At 68.6% G+C, this 24910-nt stretch carries 27 protein-coding genes; 21 read left to right on the top strand and 6 right to left on the bottom strand.

All coding sequences use genetic code 11. The annotated features are described in order from the left end of the window. Window positions 1-98: 98 nt before the first annotated feature. Together KU887_RS00360 and KU887_RS00355 are read right to left on the bottom strand one after the other, a co-directional pair. A complete protein-coding gene (locus KU887_RS00360) occupies window positions 99-1412 on the bottom strand; it encodes a GTP-binding protein (protein ID WP_309138165.1) in 1314 nt (437 codons plus the stop codon). Window positions 1413-1565: 153 nt separating this feature from the next. Next, a complete protein-coding gene (locus tag KU887_RS00355) occupies window positions 1566-2042 on the bottom strand; it encodes a lytic transglycosylase domain-containing protein (RefSeq protein WP_258251604.1) in 477 nt (158 codons plus the stop codon). 368 nt (window positions 2043-2410) lie between these two features. On the opposite strand from KU887_RS00355, the gene gspD reads away from it, so the two are divergent. From gspD to gspF, 3 genes are read left to right on the top strand one after another with little or no spacing between them, the layout of a single operon-like run. After that, window positions 2411-4744, top strand: coding sequence for a type II secretion system secretin GspD (gene gspD, locus KU887_RS00350; RefSeq protein WP_012492992.1), 2334 nt, complete (start codon window positions 2411-2413; stop codon window positions 4742-4744). Beyond that, window positions 4741-6240, top strand: a complete 1500-nt coding sequence (gene gspE / locus KU887_RS00345; protein WP_006496336.1) for a type II secretion system ATPase GspE — start codon at window positions 4741-4743, stop codon at window positions 6238-6240. The genes gspD and gspE overlap by 4 nt, the downstream gene beginning before the upstream one ends. Before the next feature lie 4 nt (window positions 6241-6244). Beyond that, window positions 6245-7462: a type II secretion system inner membrane protein GspF gene (gene gspF, locus KU887_RS00340; RefSeq protein ID WP_060213113.1), complete on the top strand. Its 1218-nt coding sequence runs from the start codon at window positions 6245-6247 to the stop codon at window positions 7460-7462. 31 nt (window positions 7463-7493) lie between these two features. Here the strand turns inward: gspF and KU887_RS00335 are convergent, their stop codons facing one another. After that, window positions 7494-7904, bottom strand: coding sequence for a type II secretion system protein N (locus KU887_RS00335; protein WP_006496338.1), 411 nt, complete (start codon window positions 7902-7904; stop codon window positions 7494-7496). A 175-nt stretch (window positions 7905-8079) separates the two neighbouring features. Here KU887_RS00335 and gspG point away from each other — a divergent pair, with 175 nt between their 5' ends. From gspG to KU887_RS00295, 8 genes are read left to right on the top strand one after another with little or no spacing between them, the layout of a single operon-like run. Continuing rightward, window positions 8080-8532, top strand: coding sequence for a type II secretion system major pseudopilin GspG (gene gspG / locus KU887_RS00330; protein ID WP_012492990.1), 453 nt, complete (start codon window positions 8080-8082; stop codon window positions 8530-8532). 42 nt (window positions 8533-8574) lie between these two features. Next, a complete protein-coding gene (locus KU887_RS00325; protein ID WP_006491630.1) occupies window positions 8575-9144 on the top strand; it encodes a GspH/FimT family pseudopilin in 570 nt (189 codons plus the stop codon). A gap of 2 nt (window positions 9145-9146) precedes the next feature. Then, the gene (gene gspI, locus KU887_RS00320) at window positions 9147-9548 is read left to right on the top strand and encodes a type II secretion system minor pseudopilin GspI (protein ID WP_012492988.1); all 402 of its coding nucleotides are present in this window, start codon (window positions 9147-9149) and stop codon (window positions 9546-9548) included. Beyond that, complete coding sequence (locus tag KU887_RS00315; RefSeq protein ID WP_102898891.1) at window positions 9526-10227, top strand: type II secretion system protein J; 702 nt, start codon at window positions 9526-9528, stop codon at window positions 10225-10227. The genes gspI and KU887_RS00315 overlap by 23 nt, the downstream gene beginning before the upstream one ends. A gap of 2 nt (window positions 10228-10229) precedes the next feature. Then, window positions 10230-11339, top strand: a complete 1110-nt coding sequence (gene gspK, locus KU887_RS00310) for a type II secretion system minor pseudopilin GspK (protein WP_077190338.1) — start codon at window positions 10230-10232, stop codon at window positions 11337-11339. Between the two features lie 26 nt (window positions 11340-11365). Then, complete coding sequence (gene gspL, locus KU887_RS00305; protein ID WP_077190315.1) at window positions 11366-12739, top strand: type II secretion system protein GspL; 1374 nt, start codon at window positions 11366-11368, stop codon at window positions 12737-12739. After that, on the top strand, window positions 12736-13242 hold the full coding sequence (gspM, locus tag KU887_RS00300) for a type II secretion system protein GspM (RefSeq protein WP_006491282.1): 507 nt from the start codon (window positions 12736-12738) through the stop codon (window positions 13240-13242). The genes gspL and gspM overlap by 4 nt, the downstream gene beginning before the upstream one ends. A gap of 36 nt (window positions 13243-13278) precedes the next feature. Next, entirely contained in the window at window positions 13279-14067 is a 789-nt protein-coding gene (locus KU887_RS00295) for a type II secretion system protein N (protein WP_006491283.1), read from the top strand. A gap of 25 nt (window positions 14068-14092) precedes the next feature. Here the strand turns inward: KU887_RS00295 and KU887_RS00290 are convergent, their stop codons facing one another. Beyond that, window positions 14093-15664, bottom strand: a complete 1572-nt coding sequence (locus KU887_RS00290; protein WP_069353360.1) for an efflux transporter outer membrane subunit — start codon at window positions 15662-15664, stop codon at window positions 14093-14095. Between the two features lie 283 nt (window positions 15665-15947). Continuing rightward, on the bottom strand, window positions 15948-16232 hold the full coding sequence (locus tag KU887_RS00285; RefSeq protein WP_012492985.1) for a hypothetical protein: 285 nt from the start codon (window positions 16230-16232) through the stop codon (window positions 15948-15950). Between the two features lie 174 nt (window positions 16233-16406). Here KU887_RS00285 and KU887_RS00280 point away from each other — a divergent pair, with 174 nt between their 5' ends. From KU887_RS00280 to KU887_RS00270, 3 genes are all read left to right on the top strand, one after another. Continuing rightward, window positions 16407-16895, top strand: a complete 489-nt coding sequence (locus KU887_RS00280) for a MarR family winged helix-turn-helix transcriptional regulator (protein ID WP_006491271.1) — start codon at window positions 16407-16409, stop codon at window positions 16893-16895. 177 nt (window positions 16896-17072) lie between these two features. After that, a complete protein-coding gene (locus KU887_RS00275) occupies window positions 17073-18635 on the top strand; it encodes a DHA2 family efflux MFS transporter permease subunit (protein WP_258251566.1) in 1563 nt (520 codons plus the stop codon). 96 nt (window positions 18636-18731) lie between these two features. Beyond that, window positions 18732-18983, top strand: a complete 252-nt coding sequence (locus KU887_RS00270; RefSeq protein ID WP_006495400.1) for a type II toxin-antitoxin system Phd/YefM family antitoxin — start codon at window positions 18732-18734, stop codon at window positions 18981-18983. Between the two features lie 30 nt (window positions 18984-19013). On the opposite strand, the gene KU887_RS00265 is transcribed toward KU887_RS00270, so the two are convergent. Continuing rightward, the gene (locus KU887_RS00265) at window positions 19014-19940 is read right to left on the bottom strand and encodes a LysR family transcriptional regulator (protein WP_006491270.1); all 927 of its coding nucleotides are present in this window, start codon (window positions 19938-19940) and stop codon (window positions 19014-19016) included. Between the two features lie 141 nt (window positions 19941-20081). Between KU887_RS00265 and KU887_RS00260 the strand changes: the two genes are divergently transcribed. The 7 genes from KU887_RS00260 to fliP all read left to right on the top strand — a co-directional run bounded on the left by KU887_RS00260 (window position 20082) and on the right by fliP (window position 24905). Further along, the gene (locus KU887_RS00260; RefSeq protein WP_258251561.1) at window positions 20082-20555 is read left to right on the top strand and encodes a CidA/LrgA family protein; all 474 of its coding nucleotides are present in this window, start codon (window positions 20082-20084) and stop codon (window positions 20553-20555) included. A 13-nt stretch (window positions 20556-20568) separates the two neighbouring features. Next, window positions 20569-21291: an LrgB family protein gene (locus KU887_RS00255; protein WP_006491274.1), complete on the top strand. Its 723-nt coding sequence runs from the start codon at window positions 20569-20571 to the stop codon at window positions 21289-21291. A 241-nt stretch (window positions 21292-21532) separates the two neighbouring features. Then, window positions 21533-22033: a flagellar basal body-associated protein FliL gene (gene fliL / locus KU887_RS00250; protein ID WP_006491281.1), complete on the top strand. Its 501-nt coding sequence runs from the start codon at window positions 21533-21535 to the stop codon at window positions 22031-22033. A gap of 22 nt (window positions 22034-22055) precedes the next feature. Beyond that, window positions 22056-23054, top strand: a complete 999-nt coding sequence (gene fliM / locus KU887_RS00245) for a flagellar motor switch protein FliM (protein WP_006477232.1) — start codon at window positions 22056-22058, stop codon at window positions 23052-23054. Continuing rightward, the gene (fliN, locus tag KU887_RS00240) at window positions 23047-23535 is read left to right on the top strand and encodes a flagellar motor switch protein FliN (protein WP_006491286.1); all 489 of its coding nucleotides are present in this window, start codon (window positions 23047-23049) and stop codon (window positions 23533-23535) included. Before fliM ends, fliN begins: the two co-directional genes overlap by 8 nt. After that, window positions 23532-24107, top strand: coding sequence for a flagellar biosynthetic protein FliO (gene fliO, locus KU887_RS00235; protein WP_084750994.1), 576 nt, complete (start codon window positions 23532-23534; stop codon window positions 24105-24107). Before fliN ends, fliO begins: the two co-directional genes overlap by 4 nt. 36 nt (window positions 24108-24143) lie before the next feature. Continuing rightward, window positions 24144-24905 carry a flagellar type III secretion system pore protein FliP gene (gene fliP / locus KU887_RS00230; RefSeq protein WP_006495403.1) on the top strand — a complete coding sequence of 254 codons (762 nt, stop codon included), beginning with the start codon at window positions 24144-24146 and terminating at the stop codon, window positions 24903-24905. Window positions 24906-24910 lie beyond the last annotated feature (5 nt).

Raw genomic sequence — 24910 nt, 5'->3', positions numbered from 1 at the left:
TCGGCGGGTTTTTTGTTGGGCGCGCGCGGCATTTTCGCCACAGTTCGCGCCGCTCTTGCAAAAGTTAACGGTTACTTTTACAAGCCGTTACCAAGCGATCATGCGTGCACGATCTGCGTGTCGCCGTGATCGTCGTCGTCGTGCGAATCGACATCCCACGCCGGGAACGGATCGTCGAACGCCGCCCATCCCGCCGCGCCGAGCGCGAACTCCGCATCGGTCAGCAGGCACGCATCGAGTTTCGCGCGCCACGCGTCGGCGTCGAGCGCGATGCCGATCAGCACGAGTTCCTGCCGGCGATCGCCGACCGTGCGATCGTCGAGATCGCCCAGCCATTCCGTGCGGATTTCGGCGAGCAACTCGTCGTCGTCCGGCCATTCCGCGCGATCCTGCGCCGCCCACCACAAGCCTGCCGGGCCATGCCGGCACACGCCGCCCGCCTGCGACAGCGAGCCCGCGATGTCGTTGCGCGTCGCGAGCCAGAAGAAACCCTTGCTGCGCAGCACGCCCGGCCACTCCTGATGCAGCAGCGCCCAGAGTCGTGCCGGGTGAAACGGCCGGCGCGCGCGGTAAACAAAATTGCCGATCCCGAATTCGTCGGCTTCGCCGTGCACGTGCGCATGATGGTCGTCATGGCAGTCGGGGTCGTCGCAATGCGTGTGATCGTGATCGAGCGACGCGAGCCAGCCCGGCGCGTTCGCGGCTTCGTCGAAATCGAAGCGGCCGGTGTTCAGCACTTCGTCGAGCGGCACGTTGCCGAACGTCGACACGACCTGGTGCGCGCGCGGATTGAGGCGCGCGAGGATGTGCTGCAGGCGCGCGAGATCGTCCGCGCCGACGAGGTCGGCCTTGTTGATCACCAGCACGTCGCAGAATTCGATCTGCTCGATCAGCAGCTCGACGAGCGTGCGGTCGTCGTCTTCCGACGCGGCGATGCCGCGCGTCGCGAGCGCGTCGTCGGAGCCGTAGTCGCGCAGGAAGTTGTACGCGTCGACCACGGTGACGAGCGTGTCGAGCCGCGCGATGGACGACAGCGACGCGCCGTCGTCGTCGACGAACGTGAAGGTTTCGGCGATCGGCATCGGCTCCGCGATACCGGTCGATTCGATCATGATCGCGTCGAAGCGGCCTTCGGATGCAAGGTTGCGGATCTCGACGAGCAGATCGTCGCGCAGCGTGCAGCAGATGCAGCCGTTCGACATTTCGACGAGGCGTTCCTCGAGGTGCGACAGCGCCTGCGCATCGCGCACGAGCGACGCGTCGATGTTGACCGCCGCGAGATCGTTGACGATCACCGCGACTTTCAGGCCCGCGCGGTTCGCGAGGACGTGGTTGAGCAGCGTGGTCTTGCCGGCGCCGAGGAAACCGGACAGCACTGTGACGGGCAACGGCTGTTTCATTGCCGGATTCATGATGATATGCACCAACGGAAAAGATGAAAAAGCGGCCGCGGCGCCCTGCCGGGGCGCGATCGGCCCGCGCACGGGCCAAACGGCGGCGTCAGCCCGCATTGTGCATCAAACGCGCGCGGCCGGCCCGGCGCCGGCCGGTGACGCGGCGCAGAATCACTGCGCGGCTTGAGCGGCTTGAGTGGTCTGCGCGGGCGGCAGCAGCTTCCATTGCGTCAGGATGTCGGCGATCTGCCGCGCGTACTTGTCGCGCAGCGATGGCGTTTCCGAATGATAGGCGCCGACTGCCTGCCACGTGTTGCCGTAGCGATTCATCTTCTGCTTGAGATGCCACGCGGCGATGTACACGTTCTTGCACGGCTCCATCAGCGTGTCGCGGCCGATCCCATAGCGCGACAGCGTCGGCAGGTGGATCGAATTGATCTGCATCAGGCCGTAGTCGACCGAGCCGTTGGTGTTCTTGTTCAGCGCGCCGGGCCGGTTGCGCGACTCCTGCCACGCGATCGCGCGCAGGATCAGCGGATTGACCTGCTGATATTTGGCCGCTTCGTCGAAACAATCGGCGCGTGCGTTGCCGCTGGCGAACCACGCGCCGGCGGCGATCAACGCGATCGAAGCGAACCGTCTGTTCATCGTGCGGAAACGAAAAGGAATTGCGCGAAGCTCGGGAAAACCCGTGCCTGTTATTAGTGCGACGAGAAACGCGCCGCCCGTATCATACCGGCAGACCGTCAGATTGCGACAGGCAGGAATACGGCAGCCCGGTTATACCGCATTTCCGTGTCGGTTCATCGCGAAAACAAGGGAGAGGGCCGGCATGCGGAGGGCGACGCGAATCCTTACATATTGCATACGGTTCGCCGGACGCATGTCGTATGTGAGACAGTCCTCGGATCAATGTGATATTTCGGACATGAAAAACTGCTAATGTCGCCTCTTTCGGACTTGGATCCCAGCACTACCGCCGGAAGTGGCCTGAGCCGGCATCGACCCATTCATCCATGACAAGAAATCGCTTCGTTATGCGGCGTGTTGCCACGACCCTGCTCGTGGCCGGCATCATCGTCTCGCAGGCCGCCTACGCTCAGGTCACGCTCAATTTCGTGAATGCGGATATCGACCAGGTCGCGAAAGCGATCGGCGCCGCGACCGGCAAGACCATCATCGTCGACCCCCGCGTGAAGGGGCAGCTCAATCTCGTGGCCGAACGGCCGGTGCCGGAAGACCAGGCGTTGAAGACGCTGCAGTCGGCGCTGCGCATGCAGGGCTTCGCGCTCGTGCAGGATCACGGCGTGCTGAAGGTCGTGCCGGAAGCCGACGCGAAGCTGCAGGGCGTGCCGACCTACGTCGGCAATGCGCCGCAGGCGCGTGGCGACCAGGTGATCACGCAGGTGTTCGAGCTGCACAACGAATCGGCGAACAACCTGCTGCCCGTGCTGCGGCCGCTGATCTCGCCGAACAACACGGTGACGGCCTACCCGGCGAACAACACGATCGTCGTGACCGACTATGCGGACAACGTGCGCCGCATCGCGCAGATCATCTCGGGCATCGACAGCGCCGCGGGCGCGCAGGTGCAGGTCGTGACGCTGCGCAACGCGAACGCGATCGACCTCGCCGCGCAGATGCAGAAGATGCTCGACCCGGGTGCGATCGGCAACAGCGACGCGACGCTGAAGGTGTCGGTCACGGCCGACCCGCGCACCAATTCGCTGCTGCTGCGCGCATCGAACGGGTCGCGCCTCGCGGCCGCGAAACGTCTCGCGCTGCAGCTCGACGCGCCGAGCGCGGTGCCCGGCAACATGCACGTCGTGCCGCTGCGCAACGCCGATGCGGTGAAGCTCGCGAAGACGCTGCGCGGGATGCTCGGCAAGGGCGGCAACGACAGCGGCTCGTCGGCGTCGTCCAACGATGCGAACAGCTTCAACCAGAACGGCGGTTCGTCGGCGAGCGGCAACTTCTCGACCGGCACGTCGGGCACCCCGCCGCTGCCGTCGGGCGGCCTGGGCGGCTCGTCGTCGTCGTCCTACGGCAGCGGTTCTTCGTCCAGCGGCGGAATCGGCAGCGGCGGCCTGCTCGGCGGCGACAAGGACAAGAGCGGTGACGACAACCAGCCAGGCGGGATGATCCAGGCCGACTCGGCCACCAACTCGCTGATCATCACCGCGTCCGATCCGGTTTACCGGAACCTGCGCTCGGTGATCGACCAGCTCGACGCGCGGCGCGCGCAGGTCTATATCGAAGCGCTGATCGTCGAGCTGAACTCGACGACGCAGGGGCAACTCGGTATCCAGTGGCAGGTCGCGAGCGGCCAGTTCCTCGGCGGCACGAACCTGGCCGCGGCGGCCGGCAACGTCGCGGGCAACAGCATCATCAACCTCACGACCGGCACCGCGGGCAGTACCGGCGCCGGCCTCGCGGCCAACCTTTCGGGGCTGAACCAGGGGCTCAACATCGGCTGGCTGCACAACATGTTCGGCGTGCAGGGCCTCGGCGCGCTGCTGCAGTATTTCTCGGGCGTGAGCGACGCGAACGTGCTGTCGACGCCGAACCTGATCACGCTCGACAACGAGGAAGCGAAGATCGTCGTCGGCCAGAACGTGCCGATCGCGACCGGTTCGTACTCGAACCTGACGAGCGGCACCACGAGCAATGCGTTCAACACGTACGATCGTCGCGACGTCGGCCTGACGCTGCACGTGAAGCCGCAGATCACCGACGGCGGGATCCTGAAGCTGCAGCTCTACACGGAGGATTCGGCGGTCGTCAGCGGCACCACCAGCGCGCAGACCGGCCCGACCTTCACGAAGCGCTCGATCCAGTCGACGATCCTGGCCGACAACGGCGAGATCATCGTGCTCGGCGGCCTGATGCAGGACAACTACGCGGTGTCGAACAGCAAGGTGCCGCTGCTCGGCGACATCCCGTGGATCGGCCAGCTGTTCCGTTCGGAATCGAAGCAGCGGCAGAAGACGAACCTGATGGTGTTCCTGCGCCCGGTGATCATTTCCGATCGCAGCACCGCGCAGGAAGTCACGGCCAACCGCTACGACTACATCCAGGGTGTGACGGGCGCGTACAAGTCGGACAACAACGTGATCCGCGACAAGGACGATCCGGTCGTCCCGCCGATGCCGATCGGTCCGAGCCAGGGCGGCACGCCGGCCGGCAACCTGTTCGATCTCGACAAGATGCGTCGCCAGCAGTTGCAGCGCCAGGTCGCGCCGGTGCCGGCCCAGCCGTTGCCGGAAGCCACGCCCGCGCAGCCGCAGGGCGTGCCGCAGCAGGCGGTGCCGGCCCAGCCGCTGACCACCGCACCGGGAGCCTCGCAGTGAGCGACGTGCTCGCGTCTTCCGCCCACGACGGCGCGCCGGGCGAACGCCAGCCGCCATCGCCGCTCGCCGCGCGCCTGCTGCCGTACGGCTTCGCGAAGAGCGGCCAGGTGCTGATCGCGCATCAGCTCGACGACACGCTCGAGGTGTGGATCAGCGAACGCACGAGCGACGCCGCGCTCGCGGAAATCGCCCGCAACTTCGGCTCGATCGCCGTGCATCGCGTGCCGGCCGACGAGCTCGCGCAGGCGATCAACCAGGCGTACGCGCGCCAGGACGGCAGCGCCGCGCAGGTGGTCGGCGAGGTCGAAGGCGAAGTCGACCTGTCGCGGCTGATGCAGGACATTCCCGAAGTCGAGGATCTGCTCGAATCGGAAGACGACGCGCCGATCATCCGGATGATCAACGCGCTGCTCACGCAAGCGGCGCGCGAACAGGCGTCGGACATTCACATCGAGCCGTTCGAGAATGCGTCGGTCGTGCGCTTTCGCGTCGACGGCACGCTGCGCGACGTCGTGCGCCCGAAGAAGGCGCTGCATGGCGCGCTGATCTCGCGGATCAAGATCATGGCGCAGCTCGACATCGCGGAGAAGCGCCTGCCGCAGGACGGCCGCATCACGCTGCGCGTCGGCGGCCGGCCGGTCGACGTGCGGGTGTCGACGCTGCCGACCGGGCACGGCGAGCGCGCGGTGCTGCGTCTGCTGGAAAAGGACGCGCAGCGCCTGAACCTCGAAGCGCTCGGGATGGGCCGCGACACGCTCGTGCAGTTCGACAAGCTGATCGGCCGCCCGCACGGCATCGTGCTCGTCACCGGCCCGACCGGTTCGGGCAAGACGACCACGCTGTACGCGTCGATGTCGCGGCTCGAGACCGCGACGACCAACATCATGACCGTCGAGGACCCGATCGAATACGACCTCGCCGGCATCGGCCAGACGCAGGTGAACGAGCGGATCGGGATGACCTTTGCCCGCGCGCTGCGCTCGATCCTGCGCCAGGACCCGGACGTGATCATGATCGGCGAAATCCGCGACCTCGAAACCGCGCAGATCGCGGTGCAGGCGTCGCTGACGGGCCACCTCGTGCTCGCGACGCTGCACACGAACGATGCGGCGTCCGCGGTCACGCGCCTGACCGACATGGGCGTCGAGCCGTACCTGCTCGCGTCGTCGCTGCTCGGCGTGCTCGCGCAGCGCCTGGTGCGCCAGCTCTGCCCCGTCTGCAAGGAAGAGCGGCACGAGGAAGGCCGCACCGTGTGGCATCCGGTCGGCTGCGACAAGTGCGGGCATTCGGGCTATTCGGGCCGGCGCGGGGTCTACGAACTGCTGCTGGTCGACGAGTCGATCCGCACGCTGATCCACCGCAATGCGGCCGATGCCGAGATCCTCGCCGCCGGCCGCGCGGAAGGCATGCGCACGCTGCGCGACGACGCGGAGCGCTGGCTCGCGTCCGGCGCGACGTCGCTCGAGGAAGTGCTGCGCGTGACGGGAGGCGCATAGCGCGATGCCGGCATTCCGTTTCGAAGCGATCGATGCGGCGGGACGCGCGCAGAAAGGCGTGATCGATGCCGACAGCGCGCGTGCCGCGCGCGGCCAGCTGCGCACGCAGGGACTCACGCCGCTCGTCGTCGAGCCGGCCGCGAGCGCGACGCGCGGCGCGCGTTCGCAGCGGCTCGCGTTCGGCCGCAAGCTGTCGCAGCGCGAACAGGCGATCCTCACGCGCCAGCTCGCGAGCCTGCTGATCGCCGGGCTGCCGCTCGACGAGGCGCTCGGCGTGCTGACCGAGCAGGCCGAGCGCGACTACATTCGCGAACTGATGGCCGCGATCCGCGCCGAAGTGCTCGGCGGCCATTCGCTCGCGAATGCGCTGGGCCAGCATCCACGCGATTTTCCGGAAATCTACCGCGCGCTGGTCGCGGCGGGCGAGCACACCGGCAAGCTCGGCATCGTGCTGTCGCGCCTCGCCGACTACATCGAGCAGAGCAATGCGCTCAAGCAGAAGATCCTGCTGGCGTTCACGTATCCGGGCATCGTTACGCTGATTGCGTTCGGCATCGTCACGTTCCTGCTGAGCTACGTCGTGCCGCAGGTCGTCAACGTGTTCGCGAGCACGAAGCAGCAGCTGCCGATCCTCACGGTCGTGATGATGGCGCTGTCGGAGTTCGTGCGGCACTGGTGGTGGGCGATCCTGATCGCGGTCGCGCTCGCCGTGTGGTTCGTGAAGGCGACGCTGTCGCGCGCGGGGCCCCGGCTCGCGTTCGATCGCTGGGTGCTGACCGCGCCGCTCGCGGGCAAGCTCGTGCGCGGCTACAACACGGTGCGCTTCGCGAGCACGCTCGGCATCCTCACCGCGGCCGGCGTGCCGATCCTGCGCGCGCTGCAGGCGGCCGGCGAGACGCTGTCGAACCGCGCGATGCGCGCGAACATCGACGATGCGATCGTGCGCGTGCGCGAAGGCTCCGCGCTGTCGCGCGCGCTGAACAACGTGAAGACGTTTCCGCCGGTGCTGGTGCACCTGATCCGGTCGGGCGAAGCGACGGGCGACGTGACGACGATGCTGGACCGCGCGGCCGAAGGCGAAGCGCGCGAGCTGGAGCGCCGCACGATGTTCCTGACGAGCCTGCTGGAGCCGCTGCTGATCCTCGCGATGGGCGGCATCGTGCTCGTGATCGTGCTGGCCGTGATGCTGCCGATCATCGAGCTGAACAACATGGTGCAGTGACGCTGCGGCCCGTTTGCCGGGCCGCCATCGTTCAGCGCATGTAGATCGCGGGTGACGGCGTGTTCGCCGGGAGCTGGATTTCGGCGCGGGCGCCGTTGCGGTCGATGATGATCGAGCGCGGGCGGACTTCGGCGAGCTTCGCGCCGGACGTGACGTCCGCGCCGAGCGACACGGCGCGCGGCGGTTCGCCGCCGACGCCGACGATCGCGGCGCCGCCGTGGTCGAGCGCGAGAATGCCGAACAGGTGGATGTCCTGGACGGGATTCTTGTCGAGCTGGCCGCCGAAGAGCGCCGCGGCGTCCTCGGTGCGGATCGGCAGCCGCGCGGCGGCGGCGGGCAGCGGCGCTTCGCGGGCCGACAGCGTGACGACCCAGTAGGTGGCCGTCGCGCACAAACCCGCGAAGAGGGCGAGGGAAAGGATCCGGATCGAGAGCGCGTTCATGCGCGCTATTGTACGGATGTATGTGAAATTTGCGTTGAGTGAAAGCCCTCGGCGATGCGCGCCTTACAATGCGTGCTCCGCGCCCGCCGGTCCGGAAGGTTGCCGTCAGGCAATCGTCCGGTGCGCCGGGTGCGTCACTCAATCGACGACATTTTTTGGAAAGAGGTAGTCAGTCATGCAAACGTGGATCACTCGCCGCAACGCGGCCGTGCGTCGTCAGCGCGGTTTCACGCTGATCGAGATCATGGTGGTGGTCGCGATCCTCGGGATCCTGGCGGCGCTGATCGTGCCGAAGATCATGAGCCGCCCGGACGAGGCGCGCCGCATCGCCGCGAAGCAGGACATCGGCACGATCATGCAGGCGCTCAAGCTGTATCGTCTCGACAACGGCCGCTATCCGACCCAGGAGCAGGGCCTGAACGCGCTGATCCAGAAGCCGACCAACGATCCGATCCCGAACAACTGGAAGGACGGCGGCTATCTCGAGCGCCTGCCGAACGATCCGTGGGGCAACGGGTACAAGTACCTGAACCCGGGCGTGCACGGCGAGATCGACGTGTTCAGCTACGGCGCCGACGGCAAGGAAGGCGGCGAAAGCAACGACTCCGACATCGGCTCGTGGCAATAAGCCGGCGCTGATCGCCGCGACGCTTCATTCCCGTTCTTCTTCATGCTCGCCATTCGCACGACCTCCCGCTGCGGCCGCGATTGCCGTGTGCGTCGCGGTGCGGTGCCGTCCGCACCGGCAGGTGCCGATGGCGGCTCGATGAAGCACCGCGCGGCGCGGCGTCGCGCGCGCGGGTTCACGCTGCTCGAAATGCTGGTCGTGCTCGTGATCGCGGGGCTGCTGGTGTCGCTCGCGTCGCTGTCGCTGACGCGCAATCCGCGCACCGACCTGCGCGAGGAAGCGCAGCGCATCGCGCTGCTGTTCGAGACGGCCGGCGACGAAGCGCAGGTGCGTGCGCGGCCGATCGCATGGCAGCCGACCGCGCACGGCTTCCAGTTCGACGTGAGCTCGCCCGACGGCTGGCGCACGCTGCGCGACGACCTGCTGCGCCCGCGCGACTGGGATGGCGGCGTCACCGGCGCGGACATCGATTACCCGGGGTCGGATACGCGCGCGAGCCGAGTCGTGTTCGGCACCGAGAGCATCGACACGCCCGTGCGCGTGACGCTGCATTCGGCCGCCGGCAGCGCGACGATCGTCGGCACCGGCAACGGCCGCTACGAGGTGCAATGACGATGCGTCGTCGCCTGCCCTTCCCCGTTTCTTCATCCCGCGGCTTCACGATGATCGAGGTGCTGGTCGCGCTCGCGATCATCGCGGTCGCGCTCGCCGCGTCGATCCGTGCGGTCGGCACGATGGCGACCAATGCGTCCGACCTGCATCGCCGGCTGCTCGCCGGCTGGAGCGCAGACAACGCGCTCGCGCAGCTGCGGCTCACGCATGCGTGGCCGGAAGTCGGCGAGCAGAGTTTCGACTGCTCGCAAGGCAACGTGCAGCTGGTCTGCACGCAGCGCGTGAGCACCACGCCGAACCCGGTGTTCCGGCGCGTGCGGATTTCGGTGAGCATGCCTGGCCGCGCCGGCGTGCTCGCGCAGATGGTGACGGTGGTCGCGAATGAAACCAGCCGTCCACTCTGACGCGCCGATGCGCCGCCCGTCCGCCCGCCCGGCGCGCCTCGCCACCCGCGGCTTCACGCTGATCGAGCTGATGATCGCGATCGCGATCCTCGCGGTGGTCGCGATCCTCGCGTGGCGCGGGCTCGACCAGATCATGCGCGGTCGCGACAAGGTCGCGGCCGCGATGGAAGACGAGCGCGTGTTCGCGCAGATGTTCGACCAGATGCGCATCGACGCGCGGCTCGCCGCGACCGACGACGAAGCCGGCCAGCCGGCGATCGGCGTCGCCGGCAATACGCTGCAGATCGTGCGCGAACTCGACGTGCCGGGCGTCGCGCCGCGGCTGCAGGTGGTCCGCTACCGGATCGCCGGCGGGCGCGTCGTGCGCTATGCGTCGCCGCCGATCGACGACACGAACCGGCTGCGCACCATGCTGAAGGACAGCAGCGTCGAAGGCTGGAGCTGGGTCGCGCTGATGGGCGGCGTCGGCGCGATCGACGCGAAGCTGTACGTGCCGCGCGTGGGCTGGACCACCAACCTGCAGACGGCCGACGAAGCGCTCGCGCAGAACAACGACGCGCTCAAGGTGCCGCAGATCGGCAACGCGCCGCCGGCGCGCGCGGTGACCGGGCTGCAGGTCAGCATCGGCGCGACGTCGCTGCGCGTGCCGGTCACGCGCATCTTCCTCGTCGGGGAATGACGATGCGTGCGCGCCCACTCCACCGAATGCCTGCCCGCCGCCAGCGCGGCGCCGCGATCATCACCGCGCTGCTCGTGGTCGCGCTGTCGGCGATCCTCGTGTCGGGGATGCTGTGGCGCCAGCAGGTGCAGATCCGCCGGATCGAGAACCAGCGCGTGATCGCGCAGGCGCAGTGGGTCGCGCGCGGCGCGCTCGACTGGACCCGGATGATCCTGCGCTCCGAAGGCGATACGGCGCCCGGCATCACGTATCTCGGCGGGATCTGGGGCGTGCCGATCGCGAAGACCAAACTGTCGGATTTCCTCGGCCGAATCGGCGCGCCCAACGACACCGACGCCGAAGACACTTACCTGTCCGGCTCGATCGAGGACGCGCAGGCGAAGTTCAACCTGCGCAACCTCGTGTCGTCGCCGGCGCCCGGCGTGCTGCAACTGAACGTCACGCAGATGCAGGCGTTCCAGCGCCTGCTGACGACGCTTGGCTACGACAGCGCGTTCGCGAAGCGCATCGCGCTGCAGGTGCGCGCGGGCCTGCTGCATTCGGCCACGCGGTTCCAGATGCCGAACCTGCCCGGCGGCGGCGGCACCGCGGCGAACGCCGCGACCGCGCCGGTGACGAGCGGCGACCTGCAGGGCAGCGGCTTCACCGACGATCCCGGGATGGCCGGCGGCGACCGCGGGCCCGCGCCGCTGATGATGACGCGCGTCGACAGCCTGCTCGACGTCGACGGCGTGACGCCCGAGATGGTCGCGCGGCTGCGCCCGTTCGTCACCGTGCTGCCGACTACCACGCCCGTGAACATGAACACCGCGCCGGCCGAAGTGATCGCGGCGCTGATACCGGGGATGAGCGTGTCGTCCGCGCAGGCGCTCGTGTCGCGCCGCGAGACGGTGTTTTTCCGGAACGTCGGCGACGTGCAGCTCGCGCTGCGCGGCGCCGGCGCGCCGCCGAACGTGACGATCGACTCGAGCCTCGTCGACGTCAATTCGAGCTATTTCATCGTGCATGGCCGGATCCAGCACGAACGCGCGGAGGTCGACCGCACCTCGCTCGTGTATCGTGATCCGACCACGCACTCGACGCGGGTCGTGCGCATCCGCGACCAGCTATAACGACGCCAATCGGGAGAGGAGCTCTTGTGAGCACGTTGATTGTTTCTTTGCCGCCGCGCGAGCCTGCCGTGCCGTTGCAGGAATGGCAGTGGCCCGAGCTGCCGTTCACGCTCGTCGACAAGGCCGGCCAGGTGCAGCGCGCGGGCCGCGCCGCGCTCGCGCTGCTGCCGCGCGCGAACGCGACGGTGCTGATCGTCGCCGCGCGCGACGTGCTGCTGCTGGCCGCGACCGTGCCGCCGCTGAAGGGGCCGAAGCTGCGCCAGGCGCTGCCCAACATCGTCGAGGATCAGCTGATCCAGGACCCGCTCGGCTGCCACATCGCGCTCGATCCGGCCGCGCTGCCCGACGGACGCCGCGTGCTGGCCGTCGTCGATCGCGCGTGGTTCCGCACGATCTGCGACGCATTCACCGCGGCCGGTCACCGGCACCTGAGCGCGGTCCCCGCGACCCGCTGCCTGCCGGCGCCGCGTGCGTCGGCCCACGCGGCCTCCGCCGTGCCGGCCGACGGCGAGCCGACCGACGCCGCCGCGCTCGTCGCGGACGTCACCGAGCCGCCTGCCCGCCCGGCGACCGTCGCCGCGGTGCTCGGGCTCGCGACGGCGGTCGAACCGGTGCTCGTCGAAGCCGGCGCGCTGCCGGCGGCGGCCGGTGCGCCGCGCCTCGAGCTGGCGGTCGCGCGCGGTGCGCTCGGCGAAGGCTTCGCGGCGCCCGCATCGCGCGCGGCCGGCACGCTGGCCGCGCTCGCGGGCGGCGGCGACGTCGAACTGTACGAACTCGGCGAACCTGGCGCGGAGCCGCGGCTCGCGTCGGTCGGCCGCACCGACGCGCCGCTGCTGCCGGGCGCCGCGCCGCTGTCGTTCGACACGTTCGCGCGCCGGGCGCTGACCGAGCCATTCGATCTGTGCCAGTTCGAGTTCGAGTCGCAGCCGTGGCGCTTCGACCGCGCGACGGTGAAGCGCCTGCGCGTGCCGATCGCGCTGGCCGCGGCGACGCTCGGCGTCGCGGTGATCGGGATGAACCTGCACTGGTGGAAGCTGTCGCGCGAGCGCGATGCGCTGTCCGCGCAGATCACCGAGACGCTCTTGTCCGCGTTCCCGAAGACGACCACCGTGCTCGATCCGCCTGCGCAGATGCAGCGCCAGCTCGACCAGCTTCGGCTCGCGGCCGGCGAGCTGTCGCCGAACGATTTCCTCGCGTTGTCGAGCGGTTTGTCGCGTTCGATGGGCGCGCTGCCGCTGAACGGCATCGCGTCGCTCGACTATCACGACCGGCGGCTCGACGTCGGCTTCAAGCCGGAGGTCAAGGTCGATCCCGATTTCACGCAGCGCCTCGCGCGTAACGGACTGTCCGGCGAAGTCGACAGCAACACGGGCAAATGGACGATCCGGAGCCGCTCATGAAAACCGAACAACTGAACCAGACGCTGGCCCAGTTCTGGGGCGAGCGCACGCCGCGCGAGAAGACGCTGCTCGGCTGGGGCGGCGCCGTGCTGGCGGTCGCGATCGCGTATTCGGTGCTGTGGTCGCCCGCGCAGGAAGGCCGTGCGCGGATCCAGCGCGAGCTGCCGACGATGCGTCACGAACTCGCGCAGATGACCGCGCAGGCGAACGAGGCGAAGTCGCTGGCCGCCGCCGCGCAGGGTGTCGCGCCGACCGGCCTCGCGCTGAAGGATGCGCTGACCGCGTCGCTGTCCGATCACGGGCTGCAGGGCGCGCAGGTGCAGATCGTCGGCAACGGCGTGCAGATCCAGATGAAGAACGTGTCGTTCCCGGCATGGACGCAGTGGCTCGACGATGCGCGCCGGCAGTTCAAGGTGCAGGTCGGCGAGGCGCATGCGACGGCGCTGAAGGAAGACGGCCAGGTGGACCTGACGGCCGTGATGCAACCTTCCGTCCAGAAATAGATGACGGCTGTGGATGACGCAAACGAAGGCCGGCCGATGCGGCCGTGGGTGAGACGGCTCGTCGCCGTGTTGCCGTGGGTGCTGGCAGGCGGTCTGGCGACGGCGGTGACGCTCGTCGCGCTCGCGCCGGCCGCGTGGATCGCGCCGCAGTTCGCGCGGGCGACCGGCGGCCACGTGAATCTCGTCGATCCGGACGGGTCGCTGTGGCACGGCTCGGGCACGCTGATGCTCGCGCCGGGCGCGGACCAGAGCGCGGCGACGCTGCTGCCGGGCCGGGTCGAATGGACCACGCGCTTCTGGCCGCTGCTGACCGGGCGCGTGCAGATGCGCATGCGGCAGACGGAAGCGATGCCCGACGCGGTCACGCTTGATGCGACGTGGCGCGGCGCGGTGCTGTCGGCGGGCACGATGGCCGTGCCTGCGTCGCTGCTCACGGGGCTCGGCACGCCGTTCAACACGCTCGACCTGCAGGGCGACGTGCGGCTCGGTTGGAGCGACTGGCGGCTGATCGGCAACAACGCGTTCGGTCAGCTGACGGTGACGATCGATTCGATGAGTTCGCGCGTGTCGCGCGTGAAGCCGCTCGGTTCGTACCGCGCGGTATTGCAGGCGAAGGGCGCGGGCGCCGATCTCGACCTGTCGACGACGCAGGGCCCGCTGTTCCTCGACGGGCACGGCAGCTTCGGCCCCGGCCAGGGATCGTTCCGCGGCACCGCGCACGCGGCGCCCGAGCAACAGGCGAACCTCGCCGGGCTGCTGAACCTGCTCGGCCACCCGATCGGCAACAACCAGGTGTCGCTGATCTTTGGCGACGCGCAGCGCTGAACGCGCGCGTCGCCCGCTTTCCTTCCTACTTCTGCGCGAGCGGCGCGACGGGCGACGGTGCGGTGGCCGCGGGCGCGGTCGCACCGGACGCCGGCAAGGGCGCCGGCGCCGCCATGTCGCCGTTCTCGCGCGCCATCTCCGATACGTTCCAGCCGCCGCCGAGCGCCTTCACGAGCCCGACCGACGACACCATCCGCTGCCCGGCGATCGTCGCGAGCTTCTGCTGCGCGGTGAACGCGGTGGTCTGCGCGGTCAGCACGTTCAGGTACGCGACCGTGCCGGCCTTGTACTGGTTCGTGACGATCGCGAGCGCGTGCTCGGCGCTGTCGACGGCCTGCCGCTGCACGTCGATTTCCTGCGCGAGGATGCGCTGCGACGCGAGGTTGTCCTCGACGTCCTGGAACGCGGTGAGCACCGCGAGCCGATAGGCGGCGACGTCCTGGTCGTAGGTCGCGCGCGCCGCATCGGTCTGCGCGGCGCGCAGACCCGCGTCGAACAGCGTGGCCGCGAGCTGCGGGCCGACCGTCCAGAAGCGTGCCGGCAGCGTGAACAGCTGCGACCACACCGAGCTCTGGAAGCCGCCGGTGGCCGACAGCGTGAGCGTCGGGAAGAACGCGGCGATCGCGACGCCGATCTGCTCGTTCGCGGCCGCGGCGCGGCGCTCGGCCGCCGCGATGTCGGGCCGGCGCTCGAGGATCGCGGACGGCACGTCGACCGGCGTGATCGGCGGCTCGGCCGCGAGCGGGTTCGGCGGCAGCGAGAAGGTCGATGCCGGCTCGCCGATCAGCGTCGCGATCGCATGCTCGTATTGCGCGCGGGCGACGCCGTTGTCGATCTGCGCGGCCTGCGCGCTCTGCAGCTGCGTCTGCGCCTGGATCACGTCGGCGCGCGCGGCGACGCCCTGCGCGTACTGGTTCTGCGTGAGCTGCAGCGACCGTTGGTACGACTGCACGGTGTCGTCGAGCAGCTTCTGCAGCGCATCGGACGTGCGCAACTGGAAGTAGGTCTGCGCGAGTAGCGCCTGCTGCGACAGCCGCGCGTTCGCGAGATCGGCCGCGGCGGCCGCTTCGCCGGCGCGCTGCGCGCTGACGGTGCGGCTCACCTTGCCCCACAGGTCGGGTTCCCAGCTGGCGTCGAGGCCGACGCTGTAGCTGTTGTTGATCGACCCGGTCGACCCGCTGCCGAAATTCGACGACGACCCCGACGACAGCGACGTGCGCGGCGTCCGCGCGCGCGAGCCCGATGCGGTCAGCCCGACGGTCGGGAAATACGCGGCGCGCGCCTCGGTGACGAGCGCGCGCGCCTGCCGGTAGGCGGCCGCCGATTGCGCGATGGTCTGGTTCGACGCGTTGAGCTTGCCGATCAGCGCATCGAGCTGCGGATCGTTGTAGACCGTCCACCACGGGCCGCGGTCGGCGCGATCGGCGGGCTGCGCGACTTTCCAGCCGGCCGGCGCTTCCTTGAAGGCGGCGGGGATCGACGTGTCGGGCCGGTGATAGTCGGGCCCGACGGCGCAGCCGGCGAGCAGCACGGCCGTCGCGATGGCGACGGCGGCGCTCAGCGGGCGAACGGCGCGCGGGAGGGGGGCGTACGGCATGGTGGTTTTCCTGTCTGGGCGTGACGGCCGGCGAGCGGCGCCGCGCGATGCGGTCGTCATGCCGCTGGCGGACAAATGGTAACTGACGGCGGGAAAGCTGCGCAGCCCTAAGGGTACGGTGGGCGACAGCCCGAATGTGTTACCGGCGCGGCCGGCCGGTTTACCGGCCATTACGGCCGGCTTGCGGGAAAACGGCGTGCGAACGGGCGTACGACACCGGCCGCGCGTGACGCGGCCGGCGATCAGACAGGATCGTGCGGAGAGCGGCGGGAGCGGTGCAGCGTCAGTGGCAGCGCACGGGCACCGGGACGGGTTCGGCGGCGGCCCGCCATGTCGACGGCTCCGTCACGGCCGGCTGGCTCGTACGGCGGGCGCCGCCCTTCGCGTTGCGCTGCCGGCGATGATCGAACCATGCGAACCCGAGCGCCGCGAGCGAGCCGCCAGGCACGACCAGCATCGTCACGTACAGCGCGATCTTCCAGCCGCGGTGCGGCCCGGAGAACACATGATGAGCGGTATCGGTCAGGTTGCGGCGCAGCGCGCCGGCGGCATTTTTCAGGAACAGCATCGCGAACATCCTCGGGTGCCCGGCAGCGCGGGCCAATCGGTCAGAACATAGTCTCCGGCAGTGCAACATGCACGTCGTAACTGGTTGACTCAAATAATATTGACTAAGCAATCATTTTTCAAGATACTGGGCGCGTTTTAACCCGAAACGCACTATTGCTGCGCGCGCAATCGTATGACCGGCGGCCTCTACGATCCCGAGAACATCGCGCTGGAAACGAGCCTCGGCTATTACCTGTCGAAGGCGAAGCAGGCGCTCGTCGAGCGGATGGATCGCGCGCTCGAGCCGCTCGACCTCACCGCGCAGCAGATCGGCGTGATCCTCCTGCTGTCGCGCGGCTACGCGCGCACGCCGTTCGAACTGTCCCGCAAGATGTCGTACGACAGCGGCTCGATGACGCGCATGCTCGACCGGCTCGAACGCAAGGGGCTGATCGCACGCGCGCGCAGCGAGCAGGACCGCCGGATGATCGAGCTGACGCTGACCGAGCGCGGCCTCGAAGCCGCCCGTGCGCTGCCGTCGCTGGTCGCGACCGCGCTCAACGCGCAACTGGAGGGCTTTTCGGCCGACGAACTGGCGACGCTCACCGGCCTGCTGCAGCGTTTCATCGCCAACGGGCCCGGCTCGACCGGCTGCCCGAAGCCCGACGAACCCGACTGCTGATGTGCGCGGAGCCCTCATGTCTAGGTTAAGCATTCGCTTATTTCTCTGTCTGGGCAGAAGATGACGAGGCACGCGCTCCGCTTTTTCCCTTTTTCATTCCACCCGGCCGGGCCGCGCTGCGTCGCGCGCCCGTGCGTTGTGCCGGCGCGTCGCGCGCGCCGCGTCTAGGAGATTCCGATGTCCGCCACCACGGCATCCGCCCCCTCCCCCGCCGCCGAACCCGCACCGCTGACCGGCGGCGCACTCGCGCTGCTGACCGTCGGGCTCGCGCTCGGCACCTTCATGGAAGTGCTCGACACGTCGATCGCGAACGTCGCGGTGCCGACCATCTCGGGTAGCCTCGGCGTCGCGACGAGCGAAGGCACGTGGGTGATTTCGTCGTACTCGGTCGCGTCCGCGATCGCGGTGCCGCTCACCGGCTGGCTCGCGCGCCGGGTCGGCGAGGTGCGCCTCTTCACGCTGTCGGTGCTCGCGTTCACGATCGCGTCGGCGCTCTGCGGCCTCGCGACCAACTTCGAGACGCTGATCGCGTTCCGGCTGCTGCAAGGCCTCGTGTCGGGGCCGATGGTGCCGCTGTCGCAGACGATCCTGATGCGCAGCTACCCGCCCGCGAAACGCGGGCTCGCGCTCGGGCTATGGGCGATGACGGTGATCGTCGCCCCGATCTTCGGCCCGTTGCTGGGCGGCTGGATCAGCGACAACTACACGTGGCCGTGGATCTTCTACATCAACCTGCCGATCGGCGTGTTCTCGGCGACCTGCGCGTACTTCCTGCTGCGCGGCCGCGAAACGAAGACGTCGAAGCAGCGGATCGACGCGATCGGCCTCGCGCTGCTCGTGATCGGCGTGTCGTGCCTGCAGATGATGCTCGACCTCGGCAAGGACCGCGACTGGTTCAACTCGCCGTTCATCGTCGCGCTCGCGCTGATCGCCGTCGTGTCGCTCGCGTTCATGCTCGTGTGGGAGGCGACCGAGAAGGAGCCGGTGGTCGACCTGTCGCTGTTCAAGGACCGCAACTTCGCGCTCGGCGCGCTGATCATCTCGTTCGGCTTCATGGCGTTCTTCGGCTCGGTCGTGATCTTCCCGCTGTGGCTGCAGACGGTGATGGGCTACACGGCCGGCAAGGCTGGCCTCGCGACCGCGCCGGTCGGGCTGCTCGCGCTGGTGCTGTCGCCGCTGATCGGCCGCAACATGCACCGGCTCGACCTGCGGATGGTCGCGAGCTTCGCGTTCATCGTGTTCGCGGGCGTGTCGCTGTGGAACGCGACGTTTACGCTCGACGTGCCGTTCAACCACGTGATCCTGCCGCGGCTCGTGCAGGGCATCGGCGTCGCGTGCTTCTTCGTGCCGATGACGACGATCACGCTGTCGAGCATCTCCGACGAGCGGCTCGCGAGCGCGTCGGGATTGTCGAACTTCCTGCGCACGCTGTCCGGCGCGATCGGCACCGCGGCCAGCTCGACGTTCTGGGAGAACGACGCGATCTACCATCATGCGCGGCTGTCGGAATCGGTGAGCGTCTACGCGCAGAACACGACCGACTACCAGGGCGCGCTCGCGCAGCTCGGCATCGTCGGGCAGACGGCCAATGCGCAACTCAACCAGCTCGTCACGCAGCAGGGCTTCATGATGGCGACCAACGACTTCTTCCATCTGTCGGCGGGCGTGTTCATCGCGCTCGCGGCGCTCGTGTGGATCACGAAGCCGAAGAAGGGCGCGGGGCCGGCGATGGGGCATTGAGGCGGTCGCGTTCGGGTTCCCGGCACGCCGCCCATGCGGCGTCCGCCACATAGATAAAGAGCTAAGCTGGCCGACCCGGACTCGCGGAACAGTGAAATGCCGACTTATGACCTACGTGATGCGACAAGGAACCTGTCGCTTTTGATCGATGACGCAATTCGTTCTGGTGAACCGTTCGTCATCGAGAACGACGGCAAGCCGCTGGTCAAAGTCGTGCCGATTGCCTCGGCACCGACGCTTGCTCCGGTATCGCGGGTCGGATTCATGAAGGGGCAGATTCGGGTCCCCGAGGATTTCGATGCGTTGCACGCCGACACGATTCGAAACAGATTCGACGGCACTGAATGAAATCAGCGTGCCGAACGTCTCGTCCTTGCCTCATTCCCGCGCCCGCAAGCCCCCGAACGCGAGATCGTCGGCCGGCGCGAGCGGCAGCGTCGCCCGCGCGACGTCGAGCCAGGCGCGCGCCGCGTGCGACAGATAGCCCTTCTTCAGCCAGCCGAGCGCGATCGCCCACGTGATTTCCGGCTCGACGATCGGCCGGCACGTGAACTGCCCCGCGTCGAGCCGCCGGCAATACGGCTCGGGCAGCAGCGCGATGCCGACGCCCGCATGCACGAGCGCGGCCATGAAATCCCAGTGACCGCTGCGGCTCACGATCGACGGCGTGAAGCCGGCCTGCCGGCACGCATCGAGCACCGCGTCGTGCAGCGCGAGGCTTTCCGCATAGAACACGAACGATTCGCGCGCGAGATCCGCGAGCGGCACGGCCGCGTGGTCCTCCCAGCGCGACTCGCGCGGCGCGACGAGCCACAGCGGCGCGCGCACCATCGGCAGCCGCTCGAACGTGCCGGGATCGACCGGCTCCAGCAGCCCGCCGAGCTCCAGCTCGCCCGACGTCAGCGCGGCCTCGATCATCCGCGCGCCCTGCTCGAACAGCTTCAGCTCGATGTTCGGGTAGCGCTGCTTGTACGCGGCGATGATCGGCGTGAACAGCGAACCGCCGAGCGGCGGAATGCCGATCGTCAGCTCGCCGCGTCCGAGCGTGCCGAGATCGTTCAGCTCCGATTGCAGCTGCGCCTGCGCGGCCAGCACGTCCTGGCCGCGCTGGAACACGATCCGCCCGGCGTCGGTCAGCACCATCTGCCGGCCGTCGCGCAGCAACAGCGGCGAACCGATCTCGTCTTCCAGCGCCTTCACCATCTTGCTGATGGTCGGCTGCGTGACGAACAGCTTGTCGGCCGCCGCGGTGAAGCTCTGCTGACGAACCACCTCGACGAAGTACCGCAGTGCGCGCAATTCCATCGATCACTCCCCAGATTGGTGCGGCTGAATGCAAGCGAATTCCGAATTGGAATGACAAGGATAGAGACAAGTCATTTTATTTATGGTTAGGGGAAACCCTATACTTGCTCCATTGACAGAAACATCTGTATGGAGCCCGCCATGAACAAGCCGACCGCCACTGCCGCCGCCCGCCCCGCTGCTTCGGGCAGCCTCGCGCACACGGGCCGGATCGTGCTGCAGGCCGCCGCGCTCGGCGTGCTGTGGATGGCGGTCGACTGGGCCGTGCGCAAGGTCGGGCTGCCGATTCCGTCCGGCGTGATCGGCCTCGCGGTGCTGCTCGTGCTGCTGTTCTCGGGTCGCGTCGCGCCGGCGTGGGTGAAGGACGGCTCGAACTGGCTGCTGTCCGACATGCTGCTGTTCTTCGTGCCGGCCGCCGTCGCGGCCGTGCAGTACGGCGGGCTGTTCCGCGAGGACGGCTGGCGCATCGCGCTGGTGATGCTCGCCGGCACCGCGTTCGTGATGGTCGCGGTGGCCGTCGCGGTCGATCTCGCCGCGAAGCTCGAACGCCGGCTCGCCGCGCAGCGCGTGTTCGCGGAACGCCGCCGCGCGCGCCTGAGCGCCATCGCGCACTGAGCCGGAGCCGTTCATGCTCGCCGCGCTATCGAACCTGCCCGCCGACCGGGTGAATACCGCGATCTCCGTCGGCTGCTTCGTGCTGACCGTCGTGCTGTATTTCGCGTCGAAGCGGCTCTATGCGTACAAGAAGACGCTGCTGTTCTCGCCGCTCGTGTTCGTGCCGGGCGTGCTGGTGCTGCTAGTGCTGCTGACCGGCATCCCGTATTCGGTCTATTTCCGCGACACGCGCTGGCTGATGTGGCTGCTCGGCCCGGCGACGATCGCGTTCGCGGTGCCGATCTACGACTATCGCGACCTGATCCGTCGCCACTGGCTGTCGCTGTCGGTCGGCGTCGCGGTCGGGATCGCGGCGGGCGTATGCGGGTCGCTGCTGCTCGCGAAGCTGCTGCACCTGTCGCCCGAGCTGCAGCGCTCGCTGATGACGCGCTCGGTGTCGACGCCGTTCGCGCTCGCCGTGTCCGACAAGATCCATGCGCCGAAGGACCTCACGGCCCTGTTCGTGATCGCGACCGGCATCTGCGGGATGCTGCTCGGCGAACTCGTGCTGGCGCTCGTGCCGATGCGCACGCGGCTCGCGCGCGGCGCGCTGTTCGGCGCGGCCGCCCACGGCGTGGGCACCGCGAAGGCGCGCGAGATCGGCAGCGAGGAAGGCGTCGTGTCGAGCCTGACGATGATGATCGCGGGCGTCGCGATGGTGCTGATCGCGCCGCTGCTCACGCTGCTGCCGATCTGACGACGGATGCGCGGGCGGGCGCCGCTCGCCGCCCTGCCGCGTTCCTCGCCTGACGGCCCGGTTCCCGCCGGCCGCACTCCGCTCCTCCCCGGGGATCGTTTCCCCGCCGTTCCTGCCCTGCATCGAGCCGCGCCGGCCGACAATCGGCTGAGATAGCCGCAATTCCCCCCTCTTTTCCGCCCATCGGCCTCGGCCCGGATGCCGAACAATGCATGCTACGAGACATCACGCACGCATTCACATGGCCACGACCGCAAACCCGACCGCCGACAAGCCGGCTTCGTCCGGCAAGTTCAAGCGCATCGCGCTCATCGCCGTCATCGCGCTGGGCGCGGCTGCCGCCGCCGCCGGCGGCATGTACGTGTTCCTGGGCAAGGCAGGCGTCGGCCACGCGAGCGCGCCCGCCGAGCCGGCGCCGCTGGCCGCGCCGGTGTTCTTCCCGCTCGACCCGCTGACCGTGAACCTGCAGTCCGACGACGGCGCGCAGCACTACCTGCGCGTCGGCCTGTCGCTGAAACTCACCGACCCGAAGGCGCAGGAGCAACTGACCGCGCGGATGCCGGAAATCCGCAGCCGGATCCTGCTCGCGCTGTCGAACAAGCATCCCGAGGAGCTTGCGACGCCGGACGGCAAACGTTCGCTCGCGACGGAGCTGCGGGAGCTGATCGAGCAGCCGACGCAGCCGGGCAACCAGCGCGCGAAGGTCGACGACGTCCTGTTCACCGAGTTCGTCGTCCAGTAACGCGGCCGCGAAAGGAGCGCGTATGGGTCACCAGGAGTTCATGTCCCAGGAGGAGGTCGATGCCCTCCTCAAGGGCGTCACGGGCGAAACCGATGCAGTCGACGAGCAGCGCGACACATCGGGCGTCCGCCCCTACAACATCGCGACGCAGGAGCGAATCGTCCGCGGCCGGATGCCCGGCCTCGAGATCATCAACGACCGCTTCGCGCGCCTGTTGCGGATCGGCATCTTCAACTTCATGCGGCGTACGGCGGAAATCTCCGTCAGCCAGGTGAAGGTGCAGAAGTACAGCGAATTCACCCGCAACCTGCCGATCCCGACCAACCTGAACCTGGTGCACGTGAAACCGCTGCGCGGCACGTCGCTGTTCGTGTTCGACCCGAACCTCGTGTTCTTCGTCGTCGACAACCTGTTCGGCGGCGACGGGCGCTTCCACACGCGCGTCGAGGGCCGCGACTTCACGGCCACCGAGCAGCGGATCATCGGCAAGCTGCTGAACCTCGTGTTCGAGCACTACACGACCGCGTGGAAGAGCGTGCGGCCGCTGCAGTTCGAATTCGTGCGCTCGGAGATGCACACGCAGTTCGCGAACGTCGCGACGCCGAACGAGATCGTGATCGTCACGCAGTTCTCGATCGAGTTCGGGCCGACGGGCGGCACGCTGCACATCTGCATGCCGTACTCGATGATCGAGCCGATCCGCGACGTGCTCAGCTCGCCGATCCAGGGCGAGGCGCTCGAAGTCGACCGCCGCTGGGTGCGCGTGCTGTCGCAGCAGGTGCAGGCCGCCGAGGTCGAGCTGACCGCGAATCTCGCCGAGATCTCGTCGACGTTCGAGAAGATCCTGAACCTGCGCGCGGGCGACGTGCTGCCGCTCGAGATCGAGGACACGATCACCGCGAAGGTCGACGGCGTGCCGGTGATGGAATGCGGCTACGGAATTTTCAATGGTCAATATGCGTTGCGCGTGCAGAAGATGATCGGCGCGAGCGATTCGATGAAGGAAGGTGGATATGAGTGAGCTGAACCAGACGCCCGACGACGACATGCAGGCGATGGCCGATGCAGCGCTCGCGGCGTCGGCCGCCGACGCGCAGGCGCCGGCCGCGGCCGACGAGGATCCGGGCATGGACGACTGGGCGGCCGCGCTCGCCGAGCAGAACCAGCAGCCGGTGGCGGCCGGGGCGACGGGCGCCGGCGTGTTCCAGCCCCTGTCGAAGGCCGCGGCGAGCTCGACGCACAACGACATCGAGATGATCCTCGACATCCCGGTCAAGATGACCGTGGAGCTCGGCCGCACGAAGATCGCGATCCGCAACCTGCTGCAGCTCGCGCAGGGGTCGGTCGTCGAGCTCGACGGCATGGCCGGCGAGCCGATGGACGTGCTCGTGAACGGCTGCCTGATCGCGCAGGGCGAAGTCGTGGTGGTCAACGACAAGTTCGGCATTCGCCTCACCGACATCATCACGCCGGCCGAACGTATCCGGAAGCTGAATCGATGAACGTCGTCAAGCCCGGCCAGCGCGTGTGCCGCGCGATGGCGGCGACGGTGCTTGCCGTCGTCGCGTCGCTCGTGTGCGCGCCGGCCGGCGCCGCGGACATGAACGCGGTGAACCACCCCGGTTCGATCGCGTCGAGCGTGACGGTCGGCTCGGCCGCGCCGTCGCTCGGCATCGGCGCGGTGCTGCAGACGCTCGTCGGGCTCGCGGTCGTGATCGGCCTCGTGTTCGCGTGCGCGTGGCTCGCGCGCCGCTTCGGCTTCCAGCCCGCGCGGCGCGGCGGCCCGCTCAAGGTCGTGTCGAGCGTCGGGCTCGGCGCGAAGGAAAGCGCGACGATCGTCGAGATCGGCGACACCTGGCTCGTGCTCGGCGTCGCGCCGGGCAACGTGCGCCTGCTGCATACGCTGCCGGCCGCCTCGGTGGCGGCCACCGCGACCGCGGGGTCGGCTCCGGCCGACGCGTCCGCCGGCGGCCATGCGCCCGACGCCGGCCTGCCCGGCACGTTCGGCTCGCGGTTTCGCGACGCGCTCGCGGGCGAAGCCGCGAAACGCCTCGGTCGCGGCAAGGACCGTTGACATGGCGCCGCGCCCTCTTCCAGTCTCCGCATTCCGATGAAACACGCATTCCTGCGTCGCGCGGCGCGCGTCGCGCCCGTGCTGATCCTCTGTCTCGCCCCTGCGCTCGCGTATGCGCAGGCGAGCGGCCTGCCCGCGTTCAACGCGAGCCCGGGGCCGCACGGCGGCACCACCTATTCGCTGAGCGTGCAGACGATGCTGCTGCTCACGATGCTGTCGTTCCTGCCGGCGATGCTGCTGATGATGACGAGCTTCACGCGCATCATCATCGTGCTGTCGCTGCTGCGCCAGGCGCTCGGCACCGCGACGACGCCGCCGAACCAGGTGCTCGTCGGCCTCGCGATGTTCCTCACCTTCTTCGTGATGTCGCCGGTGCTCGACCGCGCGTACAACGACGGCTACAAGCCGTTCTCCGACGGCTCGATGCCGATGGAGCAGGCCGTGCAGCGCGGCGTCGCGCCGTTCAAGACCTTCATGCTGAAGCAGACCCGCGAGACCGACCTCGCGCTGTTCGCGAAAATCTCGAAGGCCGCGCCGATGCAGGGCCCCGACGACGTGCCGCTGTCGCTGCTGGTGCCCGCGTTCGTCACGAGCGAGCTGAAGACCGGTTTCCAGATCGGCTTCACGGTGTTCATCCCGTTCCTGATCATCGACATGGTCGTCGCGAGCGTGCTGATGTCGATGGGGATGATGATGGTGTCGCCGTCCACCGTGTCGCTGCCGTTCAAGCTGATGCTGTTCGTGCTGGTCGACGGCTGGCAGCTGCTGATCGGCTCGCTCGCGCAGAGCTTCACGTAAGCCGC

The organism is Burkholderia sp. EMB26, assembly GCF_024730645.1.
Taxonomy (GTDB): domain Bacteria; phylum Pseudomonadota; class Gammaproteobacteria; order Burkholderiales; family Burkholderiaceae; genus Burkholderia; species Burkholderia cenocepacia.
This window is presented reverse-complemented; position numbering and strand designations above follow the sequence as displayed.

Bases quoted from the DNA above. Each gene is read 5' to 3' on its own strand.
- KU887_RS00360 (WP_309138165.1), bottom strand. From the start codon at position 1,412: ATGAATCCGGCAATGAAACAGCCGTTGCCCGTCACAGTGCTGTCCGGT.
- KU887_RS00355 (WP_258251604.1), bottom strand. From the start codon at position 2,042: ATGAACAGACGGTTCGCTTCGATCGCGTTGATCGCCGCCGGCGCGTGG.
- gspD (WP_012492992.1), top strand. From the start codon at position 2,411: ATGACAAGAAATCGCTTCGTTATGCGGCGTGTTGCCACGACCCTGCTC.
- gspF (WP_060213113.1), top strand. From the start codon at position 6,245: ATGCCGGCATTCCGTTTCGAAGCGATCGATGCGGCGGGACGCGCGCAG.
- KU887_RS00335 (WP_006496338.1), bottom strand. From the start codon at position 7,904: ATGAACGCGCTCTCGATCCGGATCCTTTCCCTCGCCCTCTTCGCGGGT.
- gspG (WP_012492990.1), top strand. From the start codon at position 8,080: ATGCAAACGTGGATCACTCGCCGCAACGCGGCCGTGCGTCGTCAGCGC.
- KU887_RS00325 (WP_006491630.1), top strand. From the start codon at position 8,575: ATGCTCGCCATTCGCACGACCTCCCGCTGCGGCCGCGATTGCCGTGTG.
- gspI (WP_012492988.1), top strand. From the start codon at position 9,147: ATGCGTCGTCGCCTGCCCTTCCCCGTTTCTTCATCCCGCGGCTTCACG.
- KU887_RS00315 (WP_102898891.1), top strand. From the start codon at position 9,526: ATGAAACCAGCCGTCCACTCTGACGCGCCGATGCGCCGCCCGTCCGCC.
- gspK (WP_077190338.1), top strand. From the start codon at position 10,230: ATGCGTGCGCGCCCACTCCACCGAATGCCTGCCCGCCGCCAGCGCGGC.
- gspM (WP_006491282.1), top strand. From the start codon at position 12,736: ATGAAAACCGAACAACTGAACCAGACGCTGGCCCAGTTCTGGGGCGAG.
- KU887_RS00295 (WP_006491283.1), top strand. From the start codon at position 13,279: ATGCGGCCGTGGGTGAGACGGCTCGTCGCCGTGTTGCCGTGGGTGCTG.
- KU887_RS00290 (WP_069353360.1), bottom strand. From the start codon at position 15,664: ATGCCGTACGCCCCCCTCCCGCGCGCCGTTCGCCCGCTGAGCGCCGCC.
- KU887_RS00285 (WP_012492985.1), bottom strand. From the start codon at position 16,232: ATGCTGTTCCTGAAAAATGCCGCCGGCGCGCTGCGCCGCAACCTGACC.
- KU887_RS00280 (WP_006491271.1), top strand. From the start codon at position 16,407: ATGACCGGCGGCCTCTACGATCCCGAGAACATCGCGCTGGAAACGAGC.
- KU887_RS00275 (WP_258251566.1), top strand. From the start codon at position 17,073: ATGTCCGCCACCACGGCATCCGCCCCCTCCCCCGCCGCCGAACCCGCA.
- KU887_RS00270 (WP_006495400.1), top strand. From the start codon at position 18,732: ATGCCGACTTATGACCTACGTGATGCGACAAGGAACCTGTCGCTTTTG.
- KU887_RS00265 (WP_006491270.1), bottom strand. From the start codon at position 19,940: ATGGAATTGCGCGCACTGCGGTACTTCGTCGAGGTGGTTCGTCAGCAG.
- KU887_RS00260 (WP_258251561.1), top strand. From the start codon at position 20,082: ATGAACAAGCCGACCGCCACTGCCGCCGCCCGCCCCGCTGCTTCGGGC.
- KU887_RS00255 (WP_006491274.1), top strand. From the start codon at position 20,569: ATGCTCGCCGCGCTATCGAACCTGCCCGCCGACCGGGTGAATACCGCG.
- fliL (WP_006491281.1), top strand. From the start codon at position 21,533: ATGGCCACGACCGCAAACCCGACCGCCGACAAGCCGGCTTCGTCCGGC.
- fliM (WP_006477232.1), top strand. From the start codon at position 22,056: ATGGGTCACCAGGAGTTCATGTCCCAGGAGGAGGTCGATGCCCTCCTC.
- fliN (WP_006491286.1), top strand. From the start codon at position 23,047: ATGAGTGAGCTGAACCAGACGCCCGACGACGACATGCAGGCGATGGCC.
- fliO (WP_084750994.1), top strand. From the start codon at position 23,532: ATGAACGTCGTCAAGCCCGGCCAGCGCGTGTGCCGCGCGATGGCGGCG.
- fliP (WP_006495403.1), top strand. From the start codon at position 24,144: ATGAAACACGCATTCCTGCGTCGCGCGGCGCGCGTCGCGCCCGTGCTG.